Here is a 26,094-nt window from a genome sequence, read left to right as displayed (position 1 = left end):
GCTGCTGGCCTTGGTTCAGTGGACGGATGGACTACTGTCCGGGTGTCTTTTGCTGGGGGGCCGGGACCGACCCTCCATGAAGATCCACCGGCGGTACCGCTGCCGGCGAGGCGGGCACTGCCGGCGGGGTTGCCTGCGTTGCCGGGGCTGCGGGAGTAACCGGCTTCAGGTTCTCCAACGGATCCTTGGTGGTCACCGAGGGAACAACATCAAGCACGCCCCCCACAGCAGGAGGAGCGAGAACAGCCCCTGGGTTGTCGCCCTTGACTGCGGGAGTCGCCTTCCCGGTCACTGTCATCGTGTTCAGGTCGATCTGGCCTTTAACGGTGGAAGGAACCATTCCCAATTCTGTAGCCTTGGCTGCCAGATTCTGGGGAGCTTCGTAGTTCTGCTTCTTCTGTGTCAGGTCCTGGTTTTCCTTATTAAGGGTGGCGGCCTGCGCCTTGAGCTGCACCAGCTGGTACTGCGCCGTGGACACGGAGATGTTCAGGACCAGGACAGTCAAGAGAGCGGCTGCCATGGCGAGAAAGCACAGAACCACGAATGGGGTTCTGCGCCTGCCCGGAGTGCTGCGTACCAGAGAGAGCGGCGTGCGGGGCCTGCGGGCAACATCAGGCTTGCCCGCGGGCGATGGAAGCGCGCGGGCGGTATTGCCCACCACGGAGGGCAAAGTCCTCGCTGCGGCGTTGCTCATGCGTCTCTCCTCGGTTTGATGCGTTCGACGGCCCTCAGTCGTGCAGAGGCCGCGCGGGGGTTCTCGGCGATCTCTGCCGCTGTGGGCACTTCCGTGCCTTTGGTGATGGTTTTCAACTCAGGTTTGTGTTCTTCAAGCTCCACGGGGAACCCCAACGGAGCCGAGGACTTGGAGCCCTTCTGGAAGACGGACTTCACGATCTTGTCTTCCAGCGAGTGGTAGGACATCACCACTACGCGGCCACCCAACGCCGTGGATGCCACCGCAGCCGGAACAGCGCGTTCAAGGACGTCGAGTTCCTCGTTGACCTCGATGCGCAAGGCCTGGAACGTGCGCTTGGCCGGGTGTCCCCCGCTCTTGGCTGCAGCCGCCGGCACAACGCTGCGGATCTGCTCCACCAGCTCGCCCGTGGTGGCGAAGGGCTTTTCGGCCCTGGCATTGACGATCCTGTTGGCGATCCGTCCGGCAAACTTCTCTTCGCCCCATTTGCGGATGATGCGGACCAGGTCTTCCTCGCTGTAGGTGTTCACAACGTCGGCGGCGGTCTGTCCACGGCTCGTGTCCATGCGCATGTCCAGTGGAGCGTCGTAGGAATAGGCGAAACCACGCTCGCGTTCGTCCAACTGCAAGGAAGAAACTCCGAGGTCCATCAGGATTCCATGGACTTCCGGAATGCCGAGGTCAGCCAGCACGTCTTCGATCTCGTCATAGACGGCGTGCACAAGGTCCGTGCGCCGGGAGAAGGGTTCCAAGCGGGCGCCGGCAAGCGAAAGCGCTTCTTCGTCCCGGTCGATGCCTACCAGGTGAAGATCGCCGAAGCGCTGCAGCATCGCTTCGGAGTGCCCTCCCATGCCGAGGGTCGCATCGATGACTACGGGAGTCTCGCCACGGCTCCTCGCGGCTTCAAAGCCGGGAGCGAGCAGGTTGATGCAGCGGTCTTTCAGGACGGGCACGTGGCGCTCCGATGTGGGCTTTGCCGCGTCCTGCTCTTCCACGCTGCCTCCTCTTTCCTCAGTTACGTGCATGGTGATTCTTGAATCGGATCCCCATCCGCGCCTATCGTCCCGCCGGCCTGGCTCAGGGGAAGTTGAGCCAGGAAGACTGTTCGATGGGCGGCTGGAGATCCCATTCAAGAAGCGGTACTGCCTCCACTGCCCGGTTAGAAGAACCCGGGCAGATTGTCGTCGTCCGTTTCCGAGAAGGCTGCTTCCTTCTCGTTGAGGTACTCGTTCCAAGCCTCGGCATCCCAGATCTCAGCCCGGGTTCCGGCACCGATCACGGCCAGCTCCCTTCCCAAGCCTGCGTATGCACGGAGCGCCGGTGGAATGGTCACACGCCCCTGCTTGTCAGGTACTTCATCCGAGGCTCCGGACAGAAAGACGCGGATGTAATCACGGGCCTGCTTGGAAGACAATGGCGCTTCCCGCATCGACTCGTGGATACGTTCGAATTCCTTCTGGCTGAAGACGTAGATGCAGCGCTCCTGGCCCCTGGTGAGAACCAACCCCTCAGCAAGCTCCTCGCGGAACTTGGCGGGAAGTATGATCCGGCCCTTGTCATCGAGACGCGGCGAGTGAGTGCCCAGAAACACTGGCCCCACCGCCCCTCAGTCAAGGTGCCCGCACATACCCAACACTGCCACTACCCTCTTATGTGCTCCACTTTACTCCACAACGCCCCACAGTCAACGCAGCTGCAGGCGTTTCTCCACCACTTTGAGATTCCATTGCCCTGAATTGGCGCGGAATTCCAAGGGGTGGAGTGGAGTGGAGGCTTTTGCGCTCCGGCGGCCAGGGCGGCGTCGGGATCAAAGCCTGAAAGGCGCCTGGGAACCGATGGCGGCCGTAATTCGCCACCCGAGGGGAGGAAAGTGGAGATGGTGGTGGAAAGTGGAGGATTTGAAACCGGCGCTTAAAAGCGAAAGGACCCGCTTAGCGGGTCCCTTGTTCTGCTGTTGTCAGGGCTCATCCAGTTATAGGGCGCACCTGCCCTCATAGGGCTCCGGGGCATGCTTGGGTGAGGCTGACCATTCACGCAACGGAATGCTCCCGGGCCAGCCGAGCACGTCCATTGTCAGTTGTCGTCGCGGCGCCGTTCGTCCCAGCGTTCTTCGAGGCTGCTCATGAAGGTGCTCTTGGGCTTCGCCTTGGCAGCTTTCCCCTTGCCGGCCTTTCCGAATGCCGATCCACGCAACGTCGCGAAGTACACACCAGCACCCATGACTATGAAGCCGAGGACACCCACAGGTATCGCCTGCAGCGAAACGCCTACGAGCAGGAGAAGAATGCCGGCAATCGCGCCAAGGACGCCAATAATGACATGCCGGGTAGACCAGCTGCGGATGGGATCCGAACCCATGGTGTTGGCAAACTTCGGATCGTCCTCATGAAGTTGCTTTTCAAGTTGCTCAAGCAGCTTCTGTTCGTGCTCCGAGAGGGGCATCGCGACCTCCTTTAGTCAGCCAGCGTCTGGACATAACGCGTCCTGTGCGTCTGTTTACCCCAACGATCGGACCAAGAATTTCGTTCCCAAATTGCCCTCTTGGTTCAGCAGGCATCCCGGGGCCGACTGTTCAGGAAACAGTTTGTCCAGACGATCTAAATCTCTGTAATAAATAGGATAGTTTGTCCGGGGCCGTTCTGAAAGACGCCCGGGACGGCCGGGACCAAGGTCACACGGTTCAGCTATCCGAGGCCGGCTTGCCGGGTTCCAGGAGACGGGCGGGCAGCAGTGTTTTGGACCCAAAGCGCTCCGAAACCCTGTCCAGGGCTTGCTCCGCGGCACGCCAGTTGTCATCGCGGCGGTCCAGGCTCAGCTGCATGGAGGTCTGGCCGGCCGGTTCCAACTGCTCGGCCCGCACGCCTACCAACCTGACACTCATCGAGCGGGGACCCAGCGATTCAAGGAGCTGCACGGCCACCTGGTAGATCAGTTGCGCGCTGTCGACGGGAGTGTGCAGGGTGCGGCTGCGAGAGACTGTGGAGAAATCTGCGTAACGCAGTTTCAAGGCAACCGTCCGGGCAAGCATGCCCGAACTGCGGAGCCGGGTGGCCGTGCGGTGGGACAGCCGCAACAACTCCCTGTGCAGCAAGGCATTATCCGCTGTATCAACGGAGAAGGTTTCTTCAGCTCCAATGCTCTTTTCAAGCCGTGTCGGCGTTACCGGCCGCGGATCAACGCCCATGGAGAGCCTGTGCACGTGTTCTCCGCTTGCCCCCAGGACCTTCTTAAGGGAGGACAACGGCGTTGCCGCCACGTCCGCGACCGTGCGGATGCCCATCCGTGCCAGGACTTCACCGGTCTTGCCACCGACGCCCCACAGCGCACTGACGGGGAGGCTGTGAAGGTACGCAAGGGTGTCATCGGCGTCGATCTGCAGGATGCCGTCCGGTTTACATCTGGTGGAGGCGATCTTGGCAACGAATTTTGTGCCCGCAATCCCCACGGAAGCGGTGATTCCCAACTCCGCGTGGACCCTGCGCCGAATGAGGTGGCCTATGTCCAAAGGTGCCCCCAGCCGGCGGATCGCACCACCGACGTCCAGGAAAGCTTCGTCCACGCTCAGGGGCTCCACCAGGTCCGTAATTGATCCGAAGATCTCCATGAGCTGCGCGGAGACCTCGTAGTAGAGAGTGTGGCGGGGATTGATGACCACGGCCGCCGGGCACCGCCTCATGGCAATGGACATGGGCATGGCCGATTTGACCCCTGTTGCCCGGGCTTCGTAGGAGGCCGAAAGGACCACCGACCGCTCCGCGGGGAATCCCACGATCACAGGCTTGCCGCGCAGTTCGGGCCGGCTGCGGAGTTCCACGGAGACAAAGAACGCGTCCATGTCCACGTGCAGAATGCTGGTTCGCCTCAATTCCCGCAGGGCATCTCCAGCGCTGCGGGCTGGTTTGGGGCCGACGCTTGACTCGCCGCCGGGTGCTTCCTGCCTCACAACGGCAATACTATGCCCGGGCACTGACTAAACTGGAGGCAACGTCCGGCTCAGCCCCCAGGAAGGATACCCTGTGAAGCTCTTTGGAACTCCTCGAACGCGAGGGTTTGCCCTGCTCGCAGTCAGTGTCGCAGTGGCGGCCTCCGCCTGCACCCCATCGCCCGGCGGTTCGGCGGCACCATCGCCCTCCGGTGCTTCCTTCTCAACGTCGGCGCCGTCACCTTCCGGGACAGCGTCTTCGGCCGGCAGCAGCAGCCCCTCCCCCGAAACCACGGGGTTCACCGAATCGAGCACACCGGACCCTGACGCCACGGCCACGGTCAACGCGCTCGTTCCAGGTTTCCCCGAGCAACTCATTCCCGTCATGCCCAAAACCTCGGTGCGGTCCAGCAGCTTCGACAAGAATGCTTCCCTGGCAACAGTCGCGCTCGTCGGGACGGTCAAGGCGCCTCCGCAGGGCGTTGTGGACTATTACAAGTCATCGCTGGAAGCCCAGGGCTTCAAGCTCATCCCTGGACCGGAAGCAGTCGGCAACGTCACTTCATTGGACTTTGTCCGCGGTGATGGTGAAACAGTGAATGTCTCCATCATGCAAAAGGAAGGTGTCTCAACCTTCACCATCGGCGCCAACGTGGCGGCCGGGTCCATCAAGTGACGTTTACTTCCGACGTCGCCTCCGAGCAAGCCTGCTTCATTGATGGTGTGGCGGCCAGCCTCAACCGTTTCCTATCCGGGCAGCGGGAGCTCATGGCTACGGTTTCGCCGGATGTCGCACCGCTGATCGACTCGATTTCGACATTGGCAACAGGCGGCAAGCGGTTGAGGGCACTGATGTGCTACTGGGGTTGGCGCGGTGCCGGGGGCCACGCTGACGATCCGGACATCGTCACCGCCGGGTGCGCCTTGGAACTTTTTCAGGCAGCCGCGCTGATCCATGATGACATCATTGACCGTTCCGATACCCGCCGCGGCGGCCCAAGCGTCCACAAGCGTTTCAGCCAACTGCATGCAACGAGTGGCTGGGCGCTGGACAGCGAACATTTCGGCGATGCCGCCGCCATTTTGACCGGCGATCTCTGCCTGTCCTTCAGCGAAGAGTCTTTCACCGACATCGGTCACCGTGCTTCTTCAGGAAGCCCTGCACGCCGTATCTTCAACGTCATGCGGGCGGAGGTCATGGCTGGTCAATACCTTGACATCCTCGAGGAAGTGGCCGGTCCCGTGCGCGACCACGCAGGGTCCGTGGACCGCGCCAGGTCCATCATCCGCTACAAGTCGGCGAAGTACTCCACGGAACATCCGCTGGCGCTGGGCGGTGCCCTTGCGGGCGCTCCGGAGGAGCTGCTCGCGGGATACTCCAGGTTCTCGCTCCCGCTTGGGGAGGCGTTCCAGATGCGCGACGACGTCCTTGGCGTCTTCGGGGACCCGGCAACCACAGGAAAGCCGGCGGGCGATGACCTGCGGGAGGGCAAACGCACGGTGCTTGTGGGCTTTGCCCTTAATCAGGCTTCTGCGGCAGACGCTGCCTTTCTGGATGGCAGACTGGGCAACCCGGACCTCGCCGAGGACGACGTCGCCCGGATCCGCCAGCTCATGGTTGATTGCGGCGCTTTGGACGCCACGGAATCGCTCATCGCGCAGCTGAGCAAGGACGCCTTCGAGGCACTGGAACGCCTGCCTCTGGACGAGGTCCCACTCCTGGCATTGGGCCAACTCGCCGAAGCCGCGGTCAGCCGCGCCGCCTGACTGCGAAAGCCGGCATTGCCGGGCATTACCAGTCGGGGAAAGACATGAAGCGACGACGACGGCGGTTGGGAACCGCCGTCGTCGCCGCTTTTAAGTCGTTGTCTTTTGGAAAGTAACCCGGCGCAATTACCAGGCCAGAGACTGCGCGCGGCGCCTGATCTCGGTTTTGCGGCCCTCACGCAGGGCATCGATGGGGCGACCACGCAGAGATTCATCAGGAGTAAACAGCCAGATGATCAACTCTTCGTCGTTGTAGCCGGCATCGCTGAGGACCGCGACAGTCCCCTTCAAGCTGTCCACAACGTGCCCATCCTGAAGAAACAAGGCCGGGACTGAGCGGATATTCCGCTCTCCCCGCCGGATGGCGACAAGCGCCCGCTCGTCCAAAAGTCCATGGACTTTGGTGATGGAAACTTCCAGCAGCTCGGCAACATCCGGAAGCGGCAACCACTCGGAAACAAGGCTTTCTACATTACTCACGGATCAAGGTTGCCATGCCGCCCCGCCCCTCGCCTAGCCGGAGCTTGATAAGAGTCGGAGCGGATACGCGCATATCCTGCCGCAGCGACTCCAACAATTGGCTTTTGGAATCTTCCGCGCGGGATTTGTTGTGCCAAGTGAATAAGTATGAGAGATTCACATTGATCACACTTGCACCATTGATAACATCAGTAACATTGGCAACACTGACAACAGCGTTAACAATCACCCCCGCTGTTTGAGATGAGGACTTTTTCATGACGACGCCCCGCTCGCCGAAACGAACCATGAGCATGCCCGTTATCGCGGCAACCACGGCCGCGCTTCCCGCTGTGGTTTTGTCGTCGCTTGCGCTGGCTCAACCGTCCATCGCAGCGCCTGCACCGCAACCGCGCAAAATCCCGGCCACTCTTGCTGCAGCAATGAAGGCCCAGGCAGTCGCGGCCGGCACGGTGATCCCGGCCCAGGCAGTTCCAGCTACGCTTCCGGCAGCCCTCCGTCCCATGGCCCCCGCTGTCCCGGACAGCTACACGGTGGTTCGCGGCGATACCATCAGCGCCATTGCCCGACGCTTCAACCTGGACACCTCCGCAGTGCTCCAGCTGAACAACCTGACTCCCACCACGCTGATCTATCCCGGGCAGAGCATCAAGCTCACCGGCACGGCCACCACCGCTCCCGCGCCCAGCGCCCCGGCCGCATCTGGCTCCACCAGCTCCGCTACGGTTTACATAGTGGTACCAGGGGATACCCTCGGCGGCATTGCAGCCAAGCACGGCGTGCCCCTGTCCAGCATTTTCAGCTGGAACAACCTCAACGGAAGTTCCATCATCTATCCGGGCCAGAAGATCAAGGTCAGTGGCTCGGCGCCTTCAACTCCGGCAGCTCCGGCACCAACGCCAGCGCCGGCTCCGGCACCCGCTCCCCTGGCAAGCACCGGGTCCTACACCATCAAGGCCGGCGACACCCTCAGCTCCATCGCCTCGCGGTTGGGGGTCTCCCTGTCTGCCCTCATGTCGGCCAACAACCTCACCGCAAGCACGGTGATCTACCCGGGCCAGAAGCTGACCATCCCCGGCGGCAGCCTGCAACCAGCCGGCGAAACCACGCCCTTGGTGCCCAGTACATTCCTTGGCTTTACGTATCCCCCGGCGGTCGTCAACTCGGCCAACGAAAACAAGGCACTCCTGAACGCTTCACCGGTCCCCAGCCGCGCTGAGATGAAGGGCATTGTGGCCGACACAGCACGGCGCATGGGCGTCAGCCCCTCCCTGGCCCTGGCATTCGCCGAGCAGGAATCCGGCTTCGACCAGCGGGCCGTTTCCCCGGCCAACGCGATAGGCACCATGCAGGTCATTCCGTCGTCCGGCCAGTGGGCCTCCGATCTGGTGGGCCGGAAGCTCAACCTTCTGGACCCCTACGACAACGCAACGGCCGGCGTCGCGATCATCCGCGCCCTCGTCGCCACCAGCAAGGACCTGGACACCGCCATCGCCGGTTACTACCAGGGCCAGTACTCGGTGAGCAAGTACGGCATGTACGACGACACCAAGCGCTACGTCGAATCGATCAAGGCCCGCCAGCGCACGTTTGCCTAGGCACGCCCGGCACCTTGGAAGGGGCCCGCATCCCACGTGGATTCGGGCCCCTTCCCTGTCTCGTTTAGGATCGAATGGTGCAAGAACCAACGCAGGACCACCTCATCGGGACCACTGTGGACGGGCGCTACGTGGTCCGCTCCCGCTTGGCAAAAGGTGGCATGTCCACCGTCTACCTGGCTACAGACCGGCGCCTTGAGCGCGATGTCGCCCTCAAGGTCCTGCACCCGCACCTGGCGAACGACCAAACGTTTTTGGAGCGACTCAGCCGTGAAGCAAAAGCCGCGGCGAGCCTCTCCCACCCCCACATCGTGGGCGTCCTGGACCAAGGCGAGGACGGCCACATCGCCTACCTCGTCATGGAGTACGTCAAGGGCCACACCCTTCGGGATGTCCTGAACACGCAAGGCGCCCTGCCCCCGCGGCTCGCTTTGGCCCTGATCGATCCTGTGATCGAAGGCTTGGCCGCTGCCCACTCTTCCGGCCTGATCCACCGCGACATCAAACCTGAGAACGTCCTCATTGCGGACGATGGCCGGATCAAGGTAGGCGATTTTGGCTTGGCCAGGGCGATCTCGGCCAACACCAGCACCGGGGCCTTGATAGGAACCGTGGCCTACCTGGCGCCTGAACTCGTCCTGGGACAACCGGCAGATGCCCGCAGTGACATCTATTCAGCCGGGATCATGCTCTATGAGATGCTCACGGGCAAGCAACCGTACAGCGGCGACTCCCCCATCCACGTGGCCTACCAGCACGTGAATGCAACCGTCGGCCGCCCCTCAGAGGCGGCACGCGGACTGGCCGAAGACCTGGATGAACTGGTGCAGTGGTGTACGTCTGTGGATGCCGAGAACAGGCCGATCGACGGGTCTGCCCTGCTGACGGAGTTGCGTCATATCCGCACAACGCTCACTGACGAGCAGCTCGATCACAGGCAACAAGCGGCTGCCACGAATCCCTACCAGGCTCCCACGGCGGCCATCCCTGCTTCCAGCGTGGACAGGAATGCCACCGAGGCGATTGCCATCACTGCCTCGCCCACTGAATTCATAGCCCAACAAAGCAATCCCACCACCATCATGGCGGCGGGCAGCCGGTCCTTCCATCCGCCACAAAGCCCCACGGACGTAGAAGCGCGCCCGCTTGGGAAAAGGGACCTGAAGCGGCTCGAAAGGCAGCAGGCCAAGGACCGGGCCAAGGCGGCGGCCACTCCAGTCCGGCCGCTCAGGGAAGGCAATCCTCGTCGTCGCGGCCTCATCTGGACTGTGGTGATCGTCATCCTCGCACTGCTTGCGGCCACTGCCGGCTGGTTTTTCGGCATGGGACCGGGATCGCCGGGCACCGTCCCCGACGTGAAGAACAAGACAGTCGCCGAGGCCCAACAGCTGCTCCGCACAGCTGGATTCCAGTCCGAGCCGCAGGACGTTTTCGACGACGACACCCTGGCCGGTCTTGCCGTTGGCACCAAACCGGAATCCGGTGCCGAAGTCCGGAAGTTCCAGCCGATCACCCTTTTTGTGTCCAAGGGAGCCCAGCTCTTCCCTCTCCAGGATTTCACCGGCGGGACCCTCGATGACGCCAAGACAGCCCTGAATTCATCCCGGATGGCCCTTGGCAATGTGACCGAAGCCTTCGACGAGAAGGTGCCTGCGGGTATCGTCATCGCCCAGGACCCGGCTAAGGGCAAGGAAGTGCGGCATGGCACGCCTGTTGCCCTGGTCGTCTCCAAGGGCCCCCAGCCCATCCCGGTTCCCGATGTGCGCGGCCTTGCACAGGACGCTGCCGTCAAGGCGATCCAGGATGCCGGGCTTAAGGCGGTGATCGCCCCGGAGACAGTCAACGACAAGACGGTCCCCAAAGGATCTGTCGTGTCCCAGGTTCCCGCCAACGGCACGCTCATCAAGGGCGACACGGTAACCCTCACCGTCTCCAAGGGCCCGCGCATGGTCAAGGTGCCCAGCTTCATCGGCAAGCAATCCGCTGAAGCAGAGAGGGAACTCAAGAAACTGGGCTTCAAAGTAGAAATCAACAAGATCCTGGGTGGTTTCTTCGGAACGGTCCGGGACCAGAATCCGGTGAATACAGAGGTGCCTGAAGATTCAGTGGTGACGCTGACAGTCGTTTAGGGTTCCAGCCCAACTCGCATCAACGCAAAAGGCGCGGCCCGGACTTCTCCGGGCCGCGCCTATTTTGTACCGTTGTGCAGTTTTGTCCCGTTTTTATGCCGTAGCCAAGGGTTTGGCGGTTACCTCTTGGAGAGGGCGCCGGCAACCAGGAAAGCCATCTCCAAGGACTGCATGTGGTTCAGGCGCGGATCGCATACCGACTCATAGCGGTCCAGGAATGCGTCCTGGTCGATCGGGTCTGCGCCGCCCAGGCACTCTGCGACGTCATCGCCGGTCATTTCCACGTGCAGGCCGCCCGGAACCGTTCCCAGGGAGTGGTGCACTTCGAAGAAGCCGCGGACTTCGTCAATAACGTCGTCGAAGTTGCGGGTCTTGTAGCCGTTGGGCGAGGTTACCGTGTTGCCGTGCATCGGGTCGGTCACCCAGAGCACTTGGGCGCCGGACGCCGTAACGCGTTCGACGACGGCGGGCAGCTTTTCGCGGATGTTCCCGGCACCCATGCGGGTGATGAAGGTGAGGCGGCCGGGTTCGCGGTTCGGGTCCAGCTTGTCGATAAGGCGCAGGGCGTCATCGCCGCTGGTGGTGGGGCCAAGCTTGACGCCGATCGGGTTGCGTACACGGGAAAGGAAGTCCACGTGCGCGTGATCGAGCTCCCTGGTCCGCTCCCCGATCCACAGGAAGTGGGCAGACGTGTCATAGGGCAGGCCCGTGCGGGAGTCTATCCGCGTGAGGGCGCGCTCATAGTCGAGCAGGAGGGCCTCGTGGCTGGCGAAGAATTCAACGCGCTTGAGTGCCTCGAAGTCCGCTCCACAGGAATCCATGAACATAATGGCGCGGTCGATGTCACGGGCCAGCGACTCGTAGCGCGCGTGAGCCGGGTTCTCGGTGAATCCCTTGTTCCACTGGTGCACCAGCCGCAGATCCGCAAAGCCGCCCTGGGTGAAAGCCCGGATAAGGTTCAGCGTGGACGCCGAGGTGTGGTACGCCTTCAACATCCGTCCGGCGTCGTGGGCGCGGGACTCAGGGGTGAAATCGTAGCCGTTGACAATGTCTCCGCGGTAGGCGGGCAGTGTCACGCCATCGCGGGTCTCGTCATTGGAGGAACGCGGTTTGGCAAACTGCCCGGCCATCCGGCCCATTTTGATCACGGGCATCGCTGCGCCATAGGTCAGCACGACTGCCATCTGGAGGATGGTCTTAACACGGGCGCTGATCTTGTCTGCGGTGGCAGCCTCGAAGGTTTCTGCGCAGTCGCCGCCCTGGAGCAGGAACGCCTTGCCCTGGGCCGCGGCGGCCAGTCGTTCACGGAGGACGTCGACTTCGCCGGCGAAGACCAGCGGCGGTACGACGGAGAGTTCTTTGACGGAGGCCTTGAAGACATCAGCATCCGACCACGTTGGCTGCTGGGAAATCGGCAGGTCGCGCCAGGCGTCCAGTCCGGGATAGTTCGCCGCTCCGCTCTGGGCGGTGCTGGCGAGTGGATCTACTGTGGAAGGTGCGGTGTTCGCGGTTAGCTCAGTCACCCTTCAAGAGTAGTAGCCTCCGGCGGCCTTGAGGCACTGCGGGCGTAACTGATGCTGCCGTCTGCGTCACAGTTTCCAAGGTGCTACTGGCCTTCCGCGCGGGGCTCGTCCCGGTCCTCGGCGATGTCATTGACGGCGTCCTCGCTGCCCTCAAGCTTCTGGAGCGGCTCGGGGCCTTTTCCGGCCAGCCGGGCTTTAACCACGGCAGCATATTCGTCAACGTATTCCTGGCCGGAGAGGCGCATCAATTCGTACATGATTTCGTCCGTTACCGCCCTCTGGACCACGCGGTCGTCCTCCATGCCGTAATAGCGGCTGAAGTCCAGCGGCTGGCCGAAGATAATGCCGATCCGGCGGATGCTCGGGAGCCTCTTGCCGATGGGCTGGACCTTCTCGGTTCCGATCATGGCCACCGGAACCACCGGCACACGTGTCTGCAGCGCAAGGCGCGCAACCCCCACCTTGCCCCGGTAGAGCCTGGCGTCCGGGCTCCGTGTGCCCTCAGGGTAGATGCCCAGGAGTCCACCGGTCGTGAGGACATCCTTGCCCGCCTGCAGCGACATCTCGGATGCGGCTCCTCCGGACCTGTCCATGGGGAGCTGGTTGCTCAGCCTGAAGAACAATGCGGTAAGCCGCCCTTTGATGCCTTTTCCGGTGAAATATTCCGACTTCGCCAGAAAGATCACAGGGCGGCGCACCATCAGCGGCAGGAAGATCGAGTCCGAAAAGGAAAGGTGGTTGGATGCCAGGATTGCTGCGCCATTTTCAGGAACATTGTCCAGGCCTTTGACCCAGGGGCGGAACAGGAGCTTGAGGATTGGACCCAAAAAGATCCTCTTCATGACCCAATAGAACACGTTTGTCCTCTCACGGCCGTTGGCAGGCATGCTTCCGGCGACACGGCCGGAACTCAACTGCAACCCTACTCCAGTGTGAAATGTCCGGAACAGTGACACGATGGAACGCATGACGGAACGCAACCCACCAGCAGCGACCGCTTTCCACTACGCCGGACACGGGCCAAACGCCTCCACCGGCATAGCGATCTGCCATGGATTTACCGGCAGCCCGTTGAGCATGTTCCCCTGGGCCGAGTACCTGGCCGCGCAAGGCTTCGCTGTGACTGTCCCCTTGCTTCCCGGTCATGGCACCACGTGGCAGGACCTGGCGAGAACCCGTTGGCAGGACTGGTACCGGGCCTTCGAACAGAGCTACCTGGAACTTGCCGCCACAACCGAGACCTGTTTTGTTGCGGGATTGTCGATGGGCGGAGCCGTGGCCCTCCGCCTGGCATCCCACCATGACATCCCCGGGCTGGTGCTGGTCAACCCGGGCTTGAGCTTCTATGACCGGCGAGTGAAATACGTTGGCGCCTTGAAATACGTCATGCGCACCACCGAGCCCATAGTGGAAGACTCTGCGGCTCCGGTGCGCGTTGAAGACGGGGACTACTCCAAGACGCCCCTCAAATCCGTGCACGAGCTCAAGAAACTCTTCCGTTCGGCCACCCGGGGACTGCCGCAGGTCAAAGCGCCGGCGTTGGTCTTCAAGTCGACAGTTGATGGGGTCATTCCGCCCAGCTCGGTGGATACCATCCGTAAGCACATCGACTCGTCCAGATTGAGGGTGGTGGCGCTTCCGAACAGCGGCCATGTGGCCACTTTGGATGTGGATGCACCCACGATTTTCGAAGAATCCGCCGCATTTTTCCGCCAGCACGCCGATCACAGAGTAGCCTCGGAGTCATCATGAAAATGCTCCCGGATTCCTCACCGTTCCTCAGCAATTGGAGCGGAACCGGCCCACGCGTCGGTGTCGTCATGTCGCATGGATTTACCGGGAGCCCGCACAGTGTGAGGCCCTGGGCTGAGCATCTGGCTGCTGCCGGCTATGCTGTCAGGTTGCCGTTGCTGCCCGGCCACGGCACTACATGGCAGGACATGGCCAAGCGGTCATGGCAGGAGTGGCACCGCGCGGTAGATGACGCCTACCTGGAGCTGGCGGCCGAATGCGATTACGTCTTTTCCACCGGCCTGTCCATGGGCGGCACGTTGGCCTTGCGGATTGCAGCCACCCGTCCCGTCGCGGGAACAGTGGTGGTCAATCCGGGCCTCGTCCTGGACGATCCCAGGGCTGTTATCGTCGCTGCCTTGAAGTATGTGGTGAGGACGACCCCTGCCATTGCGAACGACATCCTCAAGCCGGACCAGGACGAAGGGGCCTACGCACGGACGCCTGTCGCCGCGGCCCACGAGTTGAAAAAGATGTATAAAAACACCGCTGCGATCCTGCCGCGCATCACCACACCGGTGCGTGTCTACAAGTCGACCGTGGACAACGTCATCTCCAATGCCAGCCTGGAGTTCCTTCGCTCCCGCGTGCAGGCTCCCGTGGAGGTCAATTATCTGCGCAACAGCCACCATGTGGCCACCCTCGACAACGACGCACCGGAAATCTTCTCCGGTACGGTCGAATTCATTCAACAGACCGTAGCCTCCTTGGCAGGACACGGGCACTCCCCCGATAAGGACGCAGCCCATGAACAGGCCTGATCCCAACTCTGCTGACCAAAGCGCCAACAAGGACGACGACGCCGTGTGGCTGGATTTGGTAGCCCGGTTGGAGGCCACGCAATCCAGTCCCGGGGAGCAAGGGCCGCACTCCGATGCCCCGGGTCCCACCGCTGCGCCCGGCCAAGAGCAGGCTGCTTCCGGCAAGACCTTCAAGGACTTCGACCCCCTCGGCTTGTCGGCCTCGCCTGCCGCGCCGGCCGCCGATTCCTCCACAGGGGACCAGGGCCGCGAACAGGGGCCGCGTGACTTTGAGGTGGACGAGGACGAAGACTCGTTCGTTCCGGAAGAGCCGCCGAGCCTGGCAGGTACCGAACCGCTGACCATGCTGGCGTGGATCGGCGCTGTTGGTGGCCCCCTCGCACTGCTCTTCACCGCCATGTTCTGGCGATCGGCGCCGTTGGCAGCGATCCTGGGAATCGTGGCCGCCTTCGTGGCCTCGGTGGTGTTCCTCATCATGAGGCTTCCCCAGGAAAAGAATGACGACGACGACGGCGCCCGTATCTGAGTGCCGACGCCCAGGTTCCGCTGGCGGCCCTTAGCTGTGGGACCTGCCGCTGACCCGTGAAAGGTCCGCGGCGCCTATAAGGCCGGCCCGCGGGCCGAGGGCGGCAAGTTCAATCCTGGCCATGGGCCGGAAACCCCGGCCTGTGAGGTTTTTGGCGAATGACTCACGGGCAGGTCCGGCCAGTAGGTCTCCGGCGTCACAGAGCCCGCCGCCGATCACGAACATGCCCGGGTCCAGGGCAGCGGCAAGGTTGGCCAGGCCCAGGCCCAGCCATTCGCCTTGGTCCGCCAGCAGTTCCCGCGACGTCGCATCCCCGGCAAGGGCCAGGGCGGTAACTGCAGCCCCCGTGATGTTCTCCGCTGTCCCGCCGGCACGTTCCAGCAGGGCCCGGCCCTCGGGTGAGTTGGTCCGTACGAGTTGCCGGGCTTCGCGCCCCAACGCATTTCCGGAAGCATATTGTTCCCAGCACCCGCGGTTTCCGCATTCGCAGCGGTGGCCACCGGGAAAGATGATCTGGTGGCCGAATTCGCCGGCAACTCCGTACCGGCCGCGCTCGACGCGGCCGTCCATCACCATGGCTCCGCCGATACCCGTGCCCAGGGTGATGCATACCAGGCGGCTTTCGCCGTGCCCGGCGCCGAAGCGCCATTCCGCCCACGCTGCGGCATCGGCGTCGTTCGTGAGCAGGACCGGACGCCTGAGCAGTTTCTGCAAGCTGGCTCGGAGGGGTTCATTGCGCCAGGCCAGATGCGGGCTGAACAGGACCGTGCCGCCGTCGAGGTCCATCCAACCGGCAGCGCCGATCCCAACAGAGGCAACCCTGTGTCCGGTGCTGAGTTCATGGACGAGTTCCACTATGGTTTGCTCAACTGCCCTGGGGTCCGCACCTGGCGTTGAGCGGCGGGCTTCGGCGAGCACGCGGCCTTCGGCGTCCACCACGCCTGCCGCCACCTTGGTGCCGCCGATGTCGATGCCGATGGCCAGTCCCCTCCGGCCGAGATGACTTCGCCGGGGAGCCCACGGTACGTCCTTCCAGGCAGCGGCCGGAGGCCTGGAGTTTATGCGGGAACTGGACCGAAATGCGGGCATCCCATCATCCTATTCCGCCATCCCCGGCCGCCCCGCATCGCAGGCCCCAGAAGTCCCCGAGTTGCTTGGAAAGGGGCCTGATCCGTAAAGTTACTCGCCAGTAGGTGAAATAGAACACACCTCCATGAGCGGGCATACTAGAGTGAAAGAAGCCCCTCGTGGCCCGTGGATATCAAAGGAGCTACCGTGCGTGAAATCAGTGTTCCTCCCCTCGTGAACATCTCCCCTGAAACCAACATCACGGACTTCGTGCTTCGGGAGGCCGGCAAGGCATCCAACCCTCCGCTGTTCTCCAAGCTGGACGCCAATGGGCAGTGGAAGGACATCCGCGCCACGGAGTTCCTTGAGGATGTCAGGGCGCTGGCCAAGGGCCTCATAGCCAGCGGCGTCGGACAGGGCGACCGCGTGGGAATCATGTCCAGGACACGATACGAATGGTCTCTGGTGGACTTCGCGATCTGGTTTGCCGGAGCCGTCTCCGTCCCCATCTACGAAACCTCATCGCCGTCGCAGGTGGCCTGGAACCTCGGCGACTCGGGAGCTGTCGCCGCCTTCGGTGAGTCGGCCCACCATGAAGACATCATCCGGCAGGCCGTGGTGGCTGAAGACATCACCTCCGTTGCCAACGTGTGGCAGCTGGAAGGCGCCGGGCTCGATGCCCTGCGCTCTGCGGGAGCAGGGGTTCCCGACGACGAACTTGAGTCACGCCGTTCCGCTGCCGGCCTGCGGGATATCGCCACCATCATCTATACCTCCGGCACAACCGGCAGGCCGAAGGGATGCGAGCTGACGCACGGTAACTTCGTGGAACTCTCCGAGAATGCGCGCGCCTGTTTGCCGGAGATCATCAACGAATCCGGCAAGACCATCATGTTCCTGCCGCTGGCCCACGTTTTCGCCCGCTTCATTTCCGTATTGGCCGTGGCCGGCGGCGTCCAAGTGGCGCACACCCCGGATATCAAGAACCTGCTGGGCGATCTCCAGAGCTTCCAACCGACGTTCATCCTCGCCGTGCCCCGTGTCTTCGAAAAGGTCTACAACTCAGCGCTCACCAAGGCCGAAGACGGTGGCAAGGGCGCCATCTTCCACCGCGCCGTTGACACCGCGATCGCATACTCCAAAGCACGCCAGGACGGAAGCCTTGGCCTGGGATTGAAAATCAAGCATGCCGTGTTCGACAAACTGGTTTACGGGAAGCTCCGCGCAGCCATGGGTGGCCACGTCGCCCACGCGGTCTCCGGTGGTGGACCGTTGGGCGAACGCCTGGGCCACTTCTTCCAAGGCATAGGACTGCAGATCCTGGAAGGCTACGGCCTGACCGAAACCACGGCTCCGATCTCCGTCAACACGCCCTCCATGATCAGGATCGGCACGGTGGGCGCTCCCCTTCCCGGGAACTCGGTAAAGATCGCGGACGACGGCGAAATCCTCGCCAAGGGCGTCTGCGTGATGCGCGGCTACTATAAGCGCCCGGAGCTTACCGGGGAGACATTCACGGAGGATGGCTGGTTCCGCACTGGCGACATCGGAGAGCTGGACAGCAACGGCTTCCTGAAGATCACCGGCCGCAAGAAGGAAATCATCGTCACGGCGGGCGGCAAGAACGTGGTGCCCGCGTTGCTGGAGGACCAGATTCGCTCGGACGCCCTGGTCTCCCAGGTCCTTGTGGTGGGCGACAACCGTCCTTTCATCGGCGCACTGGTCACCTTGGATGAAGAAGCCCTGCCGGGTTGGCTCGAACGGCACGGCCTGCCCGCAAGCACCTCCCTGGCCGAGGCTACCGAGCATGCCGTGGTCAAGGCAGCCGTGCAGGAACTCATCAGCAAGGCAAACCAGTCCGTGTCCCAGGCCGAGGCGATCAAATCCTTCCGCATAGTGCCGGCGGACTTCACGGAGGCCTCGGGCCACCTCACACCGTCCCTCAAGGTCAAGCGCGCACAGGTTATGAAGGACTTCGACGCCGTGATCGAAGAAATGTATTCAGCGCCCCGCGCCTCTTAGTTGTTTGTCGTAGTTGCGGTGGTCCGCTTGGCCGGACCACCGCCCGACGGTAAAAAGCACCCCGCCCGGACTCGGTCCGGGCGGGGTGCTCTTTTGCCTGCAGGGTGTTAGCTGACCACCAGCAGCAAGTCGCCGCCCTGGACCTGCTCCACCGCTGAGATAGCGAGGCGGGAGACCGTGCCTGCCACCGGCGTCGTGATGGAAGCTTCCATCTTCATCGCCTCAATGGTGGCAACGGTATCGCCGGCCTTGACGGTATCTCCTGCCTTGACTGTGACAGTGACGGCCCCGGCGAACGGTGCGGCAACCTGTCCCGGCTCGGCGGGGTCTGCCTTCTCCGCAGCCTTGACGTTGCTGACTACCGAACGGTCACGGACGACCACCGGGCGGGACTGCCCATTGAGCGTGCACATGACGGTGCGCATGCCCTTCTCGTCCGCTTCGGACACGGCCTCGAGCTGGGCAATGAGGCGCACGCCCTTTTCCAGTTCGATGACGTGCTCGGAACCATGTTGGAAGCCGTAGAGGTAGTCGCGGGTGTCGAGTACAGAAAGGTTTCCGTAGGTTTCCACGCTCTTCAGGTAGTCCTTGGTGGGACCGGCAAAGAGCAAGCGGTTCAGCGTGTGCTGCCGCGTCTTGGAGTCTCCTTTGAGGGCCTCGCTGTCTTCCGGGCTGATCTCGGCATCCCGGACCTTCACATTGCGGCCTTGGAGGGCCTTGGTGCGGAAGGGTTCCGGCCAGCCACCAGGAGGATTGCCAAGCTCACCGGACAGGAACCCGATGACGGAGTCCGGGATGTCGTAGTTCTGTGGGTTCTCATTGAAGTCCGCAGGATCTGCGTTAAGTCCCACGAGATGCAGGGCGAGATCGCCCACCACCTTGGAGGACGGCGTCACCTTGACCAGGCGCCCGAGGATACGGTCCGCCGCCGTGTACATGTCCTCGATGGCCTCGAACTGCTCCCCCAGCCCCAGCGCGATGGCCTGCTGGCGGAGGTTGGACAGCTGCCCACCGGGAATCTCGTGTTGGTAAACGCGGCCTGTGGGTCCGGGAAGCCCGGATTCGAAGGGCGCGTAGACCCGTCGCACGGCTTCCCAGTAAGGCTCCATGGCGCCGACATTGGCCAGACTAAGGCCCGTATCGCGGGGCGTGTTGGCCAAAGCAGCCACGAGCGCCGAAGCGGCCGGCTGGCTGGTGGTTCCGGCCAGGGAAGCTGCAGCGACATCCACCGCGTCCACGCCGGCGTCGACTGCGGCCAGCAGGGTGGCCAACTGGCCACCGGCGGTGTCGTGCGTGTGCAGGTGCACGGGCAGGTCGAAGCGCTCACGTAGGGCGGTGACAAGTTTGGCCGCCGCCGCAGGGCGCAGGAGTCCAGCCATGTCCTTGATGGCCAGGATGTGGGCACCGGCATCGACGATCTTCTGGGCCAGGTCCAGGTAGTAGTCAAGCGTGTAGAGGTCCTCGTTGGGGTCCAGGAGGTTGCCGGTGTAGCACAGGGCCACCTCCGCAACGGCCGTTCCCGTTGCCCGTACGGCGCGGATGGCCGGTGCCATCTGGTCGACGTCGTTGAGGGCGTCGAAAATACGGAAGATATCAATGCCGGTGGCGGCGGCTTCATTGACGAAGGCCTCCGTCACTTCTTCGGGGTACGGCGTGTAGCCCACGGTGTTGCGTCCACGAAGGAGCATCTGAAGGCAGGTGTTGGGCAGGGCCTGTCGCAAAGCAGCCAAGCGATCCCAAGGGTCCTCACCAAGGAAGCGGAGCGCGACGTCGTAGGTGGCGCCGCCCCAGGCCTCCACGGACAGAAGCTCGGGCATCAAGGCTGTTACGGCCGGGCCCGCGGCAACCAGGTCGCGGGTGCGGACGCGGGTGGCGAGAAGGGACTGGTGGGCGTCGCGGAAGGTGGTGTCCGTGACCGCCAACGCGTTCTGCTCGCGCAGCGCCTTGGCGAAGCCCTCCGGGCCGAGTTCAATCAGCTTCTGGCGCGATCCGGACGTCGGGACGGGCCCTTCGACGGCGGGCAGCTTGCTGGCGGGATCGGAGTGGACCTTGAGTTCGCCGTTCGGCTTGTTCACAGTCACCTCAGCCAGCCAGGTGAGCAGCTTGGTGCCGCGGTCTGCGGAGATGTGCGACTTCAGCAACTCAGGACGCTTGTCGATGAAGTCCGTTGCCACATTGCCGGCGTTGAAGTCCGGGTCCGCCAGGACGGCCTGAAGGAAAGGGATGTTGGTGGATACGCCACGGATACGGAATTCGGCAAGACCACGCCGTGCGCGGGCAACAGCGGCCGGGTAGTCACGGCCGCGGCAGGTCAGCTTCACCAGCATGGAGTCGAAGTGCGGGCTGATCTCGGCACCCGAGTAGACCGTACCGCCGTCGAGCCTCACGCCGGCACCACCGGCGGACCGGTAACCGGTGATCTTTCCGACATCCGGCCGGAAGCCGTTGGCGGGGTCTTCGGTGGTGATGCGGCACTGCAGCGCAGCGCCCTTGATGGAGACGGACTCCTGGCTCAATCCCAGGTCTGCCAGCGTCTCCCCCGAGGCAATCCGCATCTGTGCCTGCACCAGGTCGACGTCGGTGATTTCCTCCGTGACGGTGTGCTCCACCTGGATACGGGGGTTCATTTCGATGAAGACGTGCTGGCCTGCACGTTCACCTTCGGTGTCGACGAGGAACTCCACCGTTCCGGCATTGACGTAGTTCAGGGCTTTAGCGAAAGCCACGGCATCACGGTAGAGCGCCTGCCGGATGTTCTCGTCCAGGTTCGGCGCCGGGGCGATTTCCACGACCTTCTGGTGACGGCGCTGCAGCGAACAGTCCCGCTCGAAGAGATGCATGACATTACCCTCGGCGTCTGCCAGGATCTGCACTTCGATATGGCGGGGACGCAGAACAGCCTGTTCAAGGAACATCGTGGGATCACCGAAGGCCGCGTCGGCCTCGCGCATGGCCGACTGCAAGGCTTCCGGCAGCGCTTCGCGCGTCTCGACGCGCCGCATGCCGCGGCCACCGCCGCCGGCAACGGCCTTGGCGAAGATGGGAAAGCCGATCTCGTCAGCTGCCGCGATAAGTTCGTCAAGGTCCTTGGAAGGCTTGCTCGACTTCAACACCGGCACGCCGGCCTTGCGTGCGGCTTCCAGGGCTGCGACCTTGTTACCGGCGAGCTCCAGGACCTCGGCCGGCGGTCCGACGAAGGTGATTCCCGCCGCCTTTGCGGCCCGTGCAAGGTCCGGGTTCTCCGACAGGAAGCCATAGCCGGGGTAAATGGCGTCAGCGCCGGCTTCCTTGGCAACGCGGACAACCTCCTCGACGTCCAGGTAGGCGCGGACGGGATGACCCACCTCGCCGATCAGGTAAGCTTCGTCGGCTTTCTGCCGGTGGATCGAGTTACGGTCCTCGTGCGGAAAGACGGCTACGGTCTTGGCGCCCAGTTCATAACCAGCGCGAAACGCCCTGATCGCGATTTCTCCGCGATTGGCCACCAGAATTTTCGAAAACATACTTCTCCTGCATCATTGCGGGTGGATCGGTCGGTGGTCACAGTGTGTAGTGCCGCCAGCATCAAACACAAATCTTTGTGGCAACCATCACAAAGGAATCGTCATGTGGGCGGTATATGCGTGCGCGCGATCCCAAGGCGTGCTAGTGCCCGCAGCCATCTCCCCGGCCGGGCGCGTAGAAAGCAGGATTCGACGCCGAAGCACCATATGATGTTGAGGGGGCTTCGGCAAGCCCCGGCTCCGGCAATTTCCGGAGCCGAATGAGCGCGATACGGCAACCGGCGTTAGGTTTTGGGTTTTCAAGTGCAAGTAGTCAGCATCAGCAGCCTCAAAGGTGGCGTGGGAAAGACATCCGTGACCACCGGTCTGGCGTCCGCGGCCCTCGCAGCCGGCATACCTACTTTGGTGGTGGACCTCGATCCCCATGCCGACGCGACTACGGCGCTTGGCGTCCAGCCCGGAGGGCAACAGGACATCGGCCGAATGCTGAAGAGTCCTCGACGCGCGAAACTCCAGGAGAATGTGGCCGGCAGCAGCTGGGTAACCAATGGATCCAGCGATGGCACCCTGGACGTAGCTGTTGGTTCCGCCTTTACGGGAATCTACGACCGGCCGGACCTTGGCCGCCGCGACCTCCGCAGGCTTTCTGCCGTGCTCGCCGGCGCTACCAATTACGAGCTTGTCCTGGTGGACTGCCCGCCATCTTTGAATGGACTGACCCGCATGGCGTGGAGCGCCAGCGACCGCGTGGTCCTGGTGGCCGAGCCCGGACTGTTCTCCGTTGCAGGAACCGAGCGCACCATGAGGGCCATCCAACTGTTCCGCCAGGAGTTCGCACCGAGCCTCGCCCCCGCGGGGATCGTAGCCAACCGGGTGCGCACAGGATCCGCCGAGCACACCTTCCGGCTGGCCGAGATGGAATCGATGTTTGGTGAGCTGTTGCTGACACCGCACATTCCGGAGCAGGCCAACTGGCAGCAGATCCAGGGTGCGGCACACTCCGTCCACCACTGGCCCGGAGACTCGGCAAAGAACGCCGCCAAGCTCTTCGACACCCTCCTGGAAAACCTTCTCGAGGGCCAGGGGCACCTCAGGGACCGTCGCCAGCGCTGACCTGGCCGCCTTTTCTTCTTCAACAAGCCTGCAATAACAATGAAGCCTCATCCCGGGCGGGATGAGGCTTCCTTTGTTCAATAAGGGGCGGACTACTAGCCGATACGGCGTGCGACGCGGCGCTTGCTCAGTTCGTCGTCCTGAAAGGACTGCTCGACGGCGTGCTCGCTCGGCAGCGCGGCGAGGCTGCCCTCGACTTCCCGCCATACCCGGCCAACGGCTATGCCGAAGACGCCTTGACCACCCTGTACGAGGTCGATGACCTCATCGGCGGAGGTACATTCGTAGACGCTGGCACCATCGCTCATCAGAGTGATCTGCGCGAGGTCCTCCACGCCACGTTCGCGAAGGTGCTCAACCGCGGTTCGAATCTGCTGGAGGGATACGCCTGTGTCAAGGAGGCGCTTGACCACCTTGAGGACCAGGATGTCGCGGAATCCATAGAGCCGCTGCGATCCGGAGCCTGCGGCTCCACGAACTGCAGGCTCAACAAGGCCCGTGCGTGCCCAGTAGTCCAGCTGGCGGTAGGTGATGCCTGCCGCCTTGCAGGCGGTGGGGCCGCGGTATCCCGCGTCCTCGTCCAGCACGGGAAGGTCCTCGGTGAAGAGTAGACCCTGGGCGCCGGATGCGGGCGCAGCAATGCTGGCAGAGGACTGCTTCAGCTCGCCTGCTTCGCCTTTCGGACTCACGTGACCTCCTTGTTCTCAGCTCCCTTGGGGACGGTGCATACCCTGATACAACGACGAAATGCAGCAGTGTAACTCCCGCAAGTCGGCACCTTCCAGTGTGACTTGCGCAGGCAGTGTATGCAACGGGAACTTGATACTTCGACGTTAGGCCCGTGAAGCGTCGAGGTCAAAGACCTTGGCCCCGAAATCCTGTCGTGTCGAAACTTTCACCCTCAACTTTAGGTTGAGGGTGCCTTTACCCCTCGAAGTCTTCCGGTTCCACGTCATCGAGGAACTCGCGGAACCGGCGCATTTCGCGTTCTTCATCCACCGTGGGGTCCGGTTCTGAATCCTCGCCCTCATCGTGTTCGGTGATGCGGACTCCCGCTTCTTCCATGACGGCATCAGCGCACCAAATGCGGCACTTTGCCCGCAGGGCCAGAGCCAGGGCGTCCGAAGCGCGGGAACTGACCACCGTGCCGTCGTCGAACTGCAGTTGTCCGTAAAAGATGTTGTCCTCAACGGCCACGATATTCACGCTGATGATGGCGTGGCCGAGGGATTCCACGACATCGATCAGGAGATCGTGCGTCATAGGGCGGGGTGGGACCACGCCTTGTTGGGCCAGGGCGATGGCGCTGGCTTCAGGGGTACCGATCCAGATGGGCACGTGCCGCTCGCCGTTGAGTTCGCGAAGGAGAACCAGCGGCTGGTTTGACGGCAGTTCAATCCGGACACCGACGATTTCGACTTCGATCATCAGCTGTCCATCCGGGAGATTCGGTCATGGACCAGGGCCCGGTGCAGGGTAAGGCAGAGGTCGCTGATCTCGCGCGCGGCCTCGGCGGCCCGGGCCTGCGATGCAGCGTCACGCCGTGACGTCAACGGCGCCACTGCCCGTTCCACCAAGCCGAACTCCCGTTCGGCTGCTGCCTGGAATGGACGAAGGTGCCGAGGCTCAAGGCCATGACCTTCCAGTTGGACGCAAGCCCTGGCTACTTGGAGGGCGTGTTCATCGAATTTGCCGCCGACGTGGGAAATCAGCCCAAAGCTCAGGAGCGATTCCAGCAGCGGCACACTGGCGCCGGATTCTGCGCGCAATTGCTCTTCGGTGAGGGCACGTGCACGCCCTTGCACTTCTGCCGCCATCTCCGCAGAAACAACCCTGGGCGATACCGTGACGCCAGGAGGAAGGTTCTCCGGCCGTTCACCGCGGTCGATGGCATCAAGGTAGTCCTTGATGACCTTCAGCGGCAGGTACTGGTCACGTTGCAGGGCCAGCACAAAGCGGAGACGCTCCACATCGCTGTCGGAGTACTGCCTGTAGCCGGCAGGGGTCCTTTTCGGATTGATCAGTCCTTTTTCCTCAAGGAAGCGGATTTTGGACGCAGTCATTCCGGGAAAGTCGTCACTTAGCTGCGCGAGGACTTCCCCAATGTTCAGGACCTGCGGTCCGCGTCGGTCCGGCTGGGCAATAGCCACAGGCAGCTTCCCCGTCAGACTTGGCCTGCCGTGCGGACAGGGTTGATGTAGTAGGTCAACCGGAACTTGCCGATCTGGACCTCGTTGCCGCTCTTGAGCTGCACGCGGTCCACGCGGTCGTGGTTGACATACGTACCGTTGAGGCTGCCCATGTCCACGAGTTCGAAACCCGAGGCCGTGCGGATGAACTGCACGTGCTTGCGGGAGACCGTGACATCATCAAGGAAAATGTCAGCGTCAGGGTGCCTGCCGGCAGTGGTGGTGTCGGCATCCAGGAGGAACCGTGCTCCAGCGTTGGGTCCGCTGTGCGCAATGAGCAGCGCCGAGTTCGGCGGGAGCGCGTCCACGGAAGCACGTTCTTCAGGAGCCAACTTGGGGGCAATGCTCGGCTCGTCCCACGTTGGCGTGATGCTGATCGAGGTGGTCTCCGACGTCGGCTGTTCCTCCGCGCCGTTCCCGACATTGGCTTGATTCTGTTCGCCGCCAACCATGGAATTTCCTCCTCATCCGCTGGCAGTTCCAAACCCTGCCAGCCACTTCCGCATCCCGGTACCGCCGGGCAAATCGGTTCCTGGCCCGCCCTTCCATTTTCCCACTAAGGGGAATACAGCCTGGCGGGCCAGATAACTTTAGCCTACCTGTTGTTCGTACTCCGATGCACTGAGCAGGGAATCCACTGCGTCAGGTTCCGCAAGCTTTACTTCAATAAGCCAGCCTTCGCCGTACGGGTCCGAGTTAATCAGGGCGGGATCCGTATCCAAGGCATCATTGCGATTGGTGACCTCGCCGGTAACCGGAGCATAGATATCACTGACACTCTTGGTGGATTCGACTTCCCCGACCACCTCATTGCCGGTGACCTTCGTCCCCGGTTCGGGCATCTGCGCGTACACGACATCGCCCAGCGCGTCTTGGGCGAAGTCGGTGATGCCAATGCGCACAACGCCGTCGGCGTCCGGAGCGGTGACCCACTCGTGTTCTGCGGTGTAGGAAAGTTCTTCTGGAATATTGCTCACGGGTGGCCTTTCATCGGGACAATGACGAACC

Annotated in this window: 25 protein-coding genes; 9 read left to right on the top strand and 16 right to left on the bottom strand. The window is 62.7% G+C overall.

Annotated features, from left to right (window positions below; genetic code table 11):
* Positions 1 to 31: 31 nt before the first annotated feature.
* From AB0N72_RS00210 to dinB, 5 genes are all read right to left on the bottom strand, one after another.
* Entirely contained in the window at positions 32 to 694 is a 663-nt protein-coding gene (locus AB0N72_RS00210; protein ID WP_363931288.1) for a hypothetical protein, read from the bottom strand.
* Positions 691 to 1,719 (bottom strand): 16S rRNA (cytosine(1402)-N(4))-methyltransferase RsmH, encoded by a 1,029-nt coding sequence (gene rsmH, locus AB0N72_RS00205; protein ID WP_363931287.1) that lies wholly within the window; start codon positions 1,717 to 1,719, stop codon positions 691 to 693. The genes AB0N72_RS00210 and rsmH overlap by 4 nt, the downstream gene beginning before the upstream one ends.
* A gap of 134 nt (positions 1,720 to 1,853) precedes the next feature.
* Positions 1,854 to 2,285 carry a division/cell wall cluster transcriptional repressor MraZ gene (mraZ, locus tag AB0N72_RS00200; protein WP_363931286.1) on the bottom strand — a complete coding sequence of 144 codons (432 nt, stop codon included), beginning with the start codon at positions 2,283 to 2,285 and terminating at the stop codon, positions 1,854 to 1,856.
* A gap of 482 nt (positions 2,286 to 2,767) precedes the next feature.
* The gene (locus tag AB0N72_RS00195) at positions 2,768 to 3,136 is read right to left on the bottom strand and encodes a DUF3040 domain-containing protein (protein ID WP_363931284.1); all 369 of its coding nucleotides are present in this window, start codon (positions 3,134 to 3,136) and stop codon (positions 2,768 to 2,770) included.
* 238 nt (positions 3,137 to 3,374) lie between these two features.
* A complete protein-coding gene (dinB, locus tag AB0N72_RS00190) occupies positions 3,375 to 4,637 on the bottom strand; it encodes a DNA polymerase IV (RefSeq protein ID WP_363931283.1) in 1,263 nt (420 codons plus the stop codon).
* A gap of 73 nt (positions 4,638 to 4,710) precedes the next feature.
* On the opposite strand from dinB, the gene AB0N72_RS00185 reads away from it, so the two are divergent.
* Together AB0N72_RS00185 and AB0N72_RS00180 are read left to right on the top strand one after the other, a co-directional pair.
* Complete coding sequence (locus AB0N72_RS00185; protein WP_363931282.1) at positions 4,711 to 5,292, top strand: hypothetical protein; 582 nt, start codon at positions 4,711 to 4,713, stop codon at positions 5,290 to 5,292.
* Complete coding sequence (locus AB0N72_RS00180) at positions 5,289 to 6,383, top strand: polyprenyl synthetase family protein (protein WP_363931281.1); 1,095 nt, start codon at positions 5,289 to 5,291, stop codon at positions 6,381 to 6,383. The genes AB0N72_RS00185 and AB0N72_RS00180 overlap by 4 nt, the downstream gene beginning before the upstream one ends.
* A gap of 126 nt (positions 6,384 to 6,509) precedes the next feature.
* Here AB0N72_RS00180 and AB0N72_RS00175 read toward each other — a convergent pair whose 3' ends face one another.
* Positions 6,510 to 6,863: an Rv2175c family DNA-binding protein gene (locus tag AB0N72_RS00175; RefSeq protein ID WP_363931280.1), complete on the bottom strand. Its 354-nt coding sequence runs from the start codon at positions 6,861 to 6,863 to the stop codon at positions 6,510 to 6,512.
* Complete coding sequence (locus tag AB0N72_RS00170; protein WP_363931279.1) at positions 6,856 to 7,122, bottom strand: hypothetical protein; 267 nt, start codon at positions 7,120 to 7,122, stop codon at positions 6,856 to 6,858. The genes AB0N72_RS00175 and AB0N72_RS00170 overlap by 8 nt, the downstream gene beginning before the upstream one ends.
* On the opposite strand from AB0N72_RS00170, the gene AB0N72_RS00165 reads away from it, so the two are divergent.
* Positions 7,121 to 8,461: a LysM peptidoglycan-binding domain-containing protein gene (locus AB0N72_RS00165; RefSeq protein ID WP_363931278.1), complete on the top strand. Its 1,341-nt coding sequence runs from the start codon at positions 7,121 to 7,123 to the stop codon at positions 8,459 to 8,461. The genes AB0N72_RS00170 and AB0N72_RS00165 overlap by 2 nt on opposite strands.
* Before the next feature lie 74 nt (positions 8,462 to 8,535).
* Complete coding sequence (gene pknB, locus AB0N72_RS00160) at positions 8,536 to 10,590, top strand: Stk1 family PASTA domain-containing Ser/Thr kinase (protein WP_363931277.1); 2,055 nt, start codon at positions 8,536 to 8,538, stop codon at positions 10,588 to 10,590.
* Positions 10,591 to 10,709: 119 nt separating this feature from the next.
* Here the strand turns inward: pknB and AB0N72_RS00155 are convergent, their stop codons facing one another.
* Both AB0N72_RS00155 and AB0N72_RS00150 read right to left on the bottom strand, forming a co-directional pair.
* Entirely contained in the window at positions 10,710 to 12,113 is a 1,404-nt protein-coding gene (locus tag AB0N72_RS00155; RefSeq protein ID WP_363931276.1) for a class II 3-deoxy-7-phosphoheptulonate synthase, read from the bottom strand.
* 83 nt (positions 12,114 to 12,196) lie between these two features.
* On the bottom strand, positions 12,197 to 12,970 hold the full coding sequence (locus tag AB0N72_RS00150; RefSeq protein WP_363931646.1) for a lysophospholipid acyltransferase family protein: 774 nt from the start codon (positions 12,968 to 12,970) through the stop codon (positions 12,197 to 12,199).
* Positions 12,971 to 13,079: 109 nt separating this feature from the next.
* On the opposite strand from AB0N72_RS00150, the gene AB0N72_RS00145 reads away from it, so the two are divergent.
* Genes AB0N72_RS00145 through AB0N72_RS00135 form a run of 3 tightly spaced genes read left to right on the top strand, consistent with a single transcriptional unit; the run spans position 13,080 to position 15,191 of the window.
* Entirely contained in the window at positions 13,080 to 13,865 is a 786-nt protein-coding gene (locus AB0N72_RS00145; protein WP_363931644.1) for an alpha/beta fold hydrolase, read from the top strand.
* Positions 13,862 to 14,665, top strand: a complete 804-nt coding sequence (locus AB0N72_RS00140) for an alpha/beta fold hydrolase (protein WP_363931275.1) — start codon at positions 13,862 to 13,864, stop codon at positions 14,663 to 14,665. Before AB0N72_RS00145 ends, AB0N72_RS00140 begins: the two co-directional genes overlap by 4 nt.
* Entirely contained in the window at positions 14,652 to 15,191 is a 540-nt protein-coding gene (locus AB0N72_RS00135) for a hypothetical protein (RefSeq protein ID WP_363931274.1), read from the top strand. The genes AB0N72_RS00140 and AB0N72_RS00135 overlap by 14 nt, the downstream gene beginning before the upstream one ends.
* Before the next feature lie 30 nt (positions 15,192 to 15,221).
* Here AB0N72_RS00135 and AB0N72_RS00130 read toward each other — a convergent pair whose 3' ends face one another.
* Complete coding sequence (locus AB0N72_RS00130) at positions 15,222 to 16,280, bottom strand: ROK family protein (protein WP_363931273.1); 1,059 nt, start codon at positions 16,278 to 16,280, stop codon at positions 15,222 to 15,224.
* A 186-nt stretch (positions 16,281 to 16,466) separates the two neighbouring features.
* Here AB0N72_RS00130 and AB0N72_RS00125 point away from each other — a divergent pair, with 186 nt between their 5' ends.
* On the top strand, positions 16,467 to 18,281 hold the full coding sequence (locus AB0N72_RS00125) for a long-chain fatty acid--CoA ligase (protein WP_363931272.1): 1,815 nt from the start codon (positions 16,467 to 16,469) through the stop codon (positions 18,279 to 18,281).
* Between the two features lie 107 nt (positions 18,282 to 18,388).
* Here the strand turns inward: AB0N72_RS00125 and AB0N72_RS00120 are convergent, their stop codons facing one another.
* A complete protein-coding gene (locus AB0N72_RS00120) occupies positions 18,389 to 21,784 on the bottom strand; it encodes a pyruvate carboxylase (protein ID WP_363931271.1) in 3,396 nt (1,131 codons plus the stop codon).
* A gap of 303 nt (positions 21,785 to 22,087) precedes the next feature.
* On the opposite strand from AB0N72_RS00120, the gene AB0N72_RS00115 reads away from it, so the two are divergent.
* A complete protein-coding gene (locus AB0N72_RS00115; protein ID WP_363931270.1) occupies positions 22,088 to 22,897 on the top strand; it encodes a ParA family protein in 810 nt (269 codons plus the stop codon).
* A gap of 95 nt (positions 22,898 to 22,992) precedes the next feature.
* Here AB0N72_RS00115 and AB0N72_RS00110 read toward each other — a convergent pair whose 3' ends face one another.
* From AB0N72_RS00110 to gcvH, 5 genes are all read right to left on the bottom strand, one after another.
* Positions 22,993 to 23,586, bottom strand: a complete 594-nt coding sequence (locus tag AB0N72_RS00110) for a MerR family transcriptional regulator (RefSeq protein WP_363931269.1) — start codon at positions 23,584 to 23,586, stop codon at positions 22,993 to 22,995.
* Between the two features lie 235 nt (positions 23,587 to 23,821).
* On the bottom strand, positions 23,822 to 24,325 hold the full coding sequence (locus AB0N72_RS00105; protein WP_363931268.1) for a bifunctional nuclease family protein: 504 nt from the start codon (positions 24,323 to 24,325) through the stop codon (positions 23,822 to 23,824).
* Positions 24,325 to 25,041: a MerR family transcriptional regulator gene (locus tag AB0N72_RS00100; protein WP_363931643.1), complete on the bottom strand. Its 717-nt coding sequence runs from the start codon at positions 25,039 to 25,041 to the stop codon at positions 24,325 to 24,327. The genes AB0N72_RS00105 and AB0N72_RS00100 overlap by 1 nt, the downstream gene beginning before the upstream one ends.
* 20 nt (positions 25,042 to 25,061) lie before the next feature.
* Positions 25,062 to 25,538: an FHA domain-containing protein gene (locus tag AB0N72_RS00095; RefSeq protein ID WP_363931267.1), complete on the bottom strand. Its 477-nt coding sequence runs from the start codon at positions 25,536 to 25,538 to the stop codon at positions 25,062 to 25,064.
* Positions 25,539 to 25,676: 138 nt separating this feature from the next.
* Positions 25,677 to 26,063: a glycine cleavage system protein GcvH gene (gcvH, locus tag AB0N72_RS00090; protein ID WP_363931266.1), complete on the bottom strand. Its 387-nt coding sequence runs from the start codon at positions 26,061 to 26,063 to the stop codon at positions 25,677 to 25,679.
* Positions 26,064 to 26,094 lie beyond the last annotated feature (31 nt).

Source organism: Paenarthrobacter sp. NPDC089307, assembly GCF_040685055.1.
GTDB lineage: Bacteria > Actinomycetota > Actinomycetes > Actinomycetales > Micrococcaceae > Arthrobacter.
This window is presented reverse-complemented; position numbering and strand designations above follow the sequence as displayed.

What these genes read in the sequence shown, in the direction of transcription:
- rsmH (WP_363931287.1), bottom strand. Translation starts at nt 1,719, where the DNA reads ATGCACGTAACTGAGGAAAGAGGAGGCAGCGTGGAAGAGCAGGACGCG.
- AB0N72_RS00120 (WP_363931271.1), bottom strand. Translation starts at nt 21,784, where the DNA reads ATGTTTTCGAAAATTCTGGTGGCCAATCGCGGAGAAATCGCGATCAGG.
- AB0N72_RS00165 (WP_363931278.1), top strand. Translation starts at nt 7,121, where the DNA reads ATGACGACGCCCCGCTCGCCGAAACGAACCATGAGCATGCCCGTTATC.
- AB0N72_RS00135 (WP_363931274.1), top strand. Translation starts at nt 14,652, where the DNA reads ATGAACAGGCCTGATCCCAACTCTGCTGACCAAAGCGCCAACAAGGAC.
- pknB (WP_363931277.1), top strand. Translation starts at nt 8,536, where the DNA reads ATGGTGCAAGAACCAACGCAGGACCACCTCATCGGGACCACTGTGGAC.
- AB0N72_RS00195 (WP_363931284.1), bottom strand. Translation starts at nt 3,136, where the DNA reads ATGCCCCTCTCGGAGCACGAACAGAAGCTGCTTGAGCAACTTGAAAAG.
- AB0N72_RS00140 (WP_363931275.1), top strand. Translation starts at nt 13,862, where the DNA reads ATGAAAATGCTCCCGGATTCCTCACCGTTCCTCAGCAATTGGAGCGGA.
- AB0N72_RS00105 (WP_363931268.1), bottom strand. Translation starts at nt 24,325, where the DNA reads ATGATCGAAGTCGAAATCGTCGGTGTCCGGATTGAACTGCCGTCAAAC.
- AB0N72_RS00145 (WP_363931644.1), top strand. Translation starts at nt 13,080, where the DNA reads ATGACGGAACGCAACCCACCAGCAGCGACCGCTTTCCACTACGCCGGA.
- AB0N72_RS00095 (WP_363931267.1), bottom strand. Translation starts at nt 25,538, where the DNA reads ATGGTTGGCGGCGAACAGAATCAAGCCAATGTCGGGAACGGCGCGGAG.
- AB0N72_RS00210 (WP_363931288.1), bottom strand. Translation starts at nt 694, where the DNA reads ATGAGCAACGCCGCAGCGAGGACTTTGCCCTCCGTGGTGGGCAATACC.
- AB0N72_RS00170 (WP_363931279.1), bottom strand. Translation starts at nt 7,122, where the DNA reads ATGAAAAAGTCCTCATCTCAAACAGCGGGGGTGATTGTTAACGCTGTT.
- AB0N72_RS00130 (WP_363931273.1), bottom strand. Translation starts at nt 16,280, where the DNA reads ATGCCCGCATTTCGGTCCAGTTCCCGCATAAACTCCAGGCCTCCGGCC.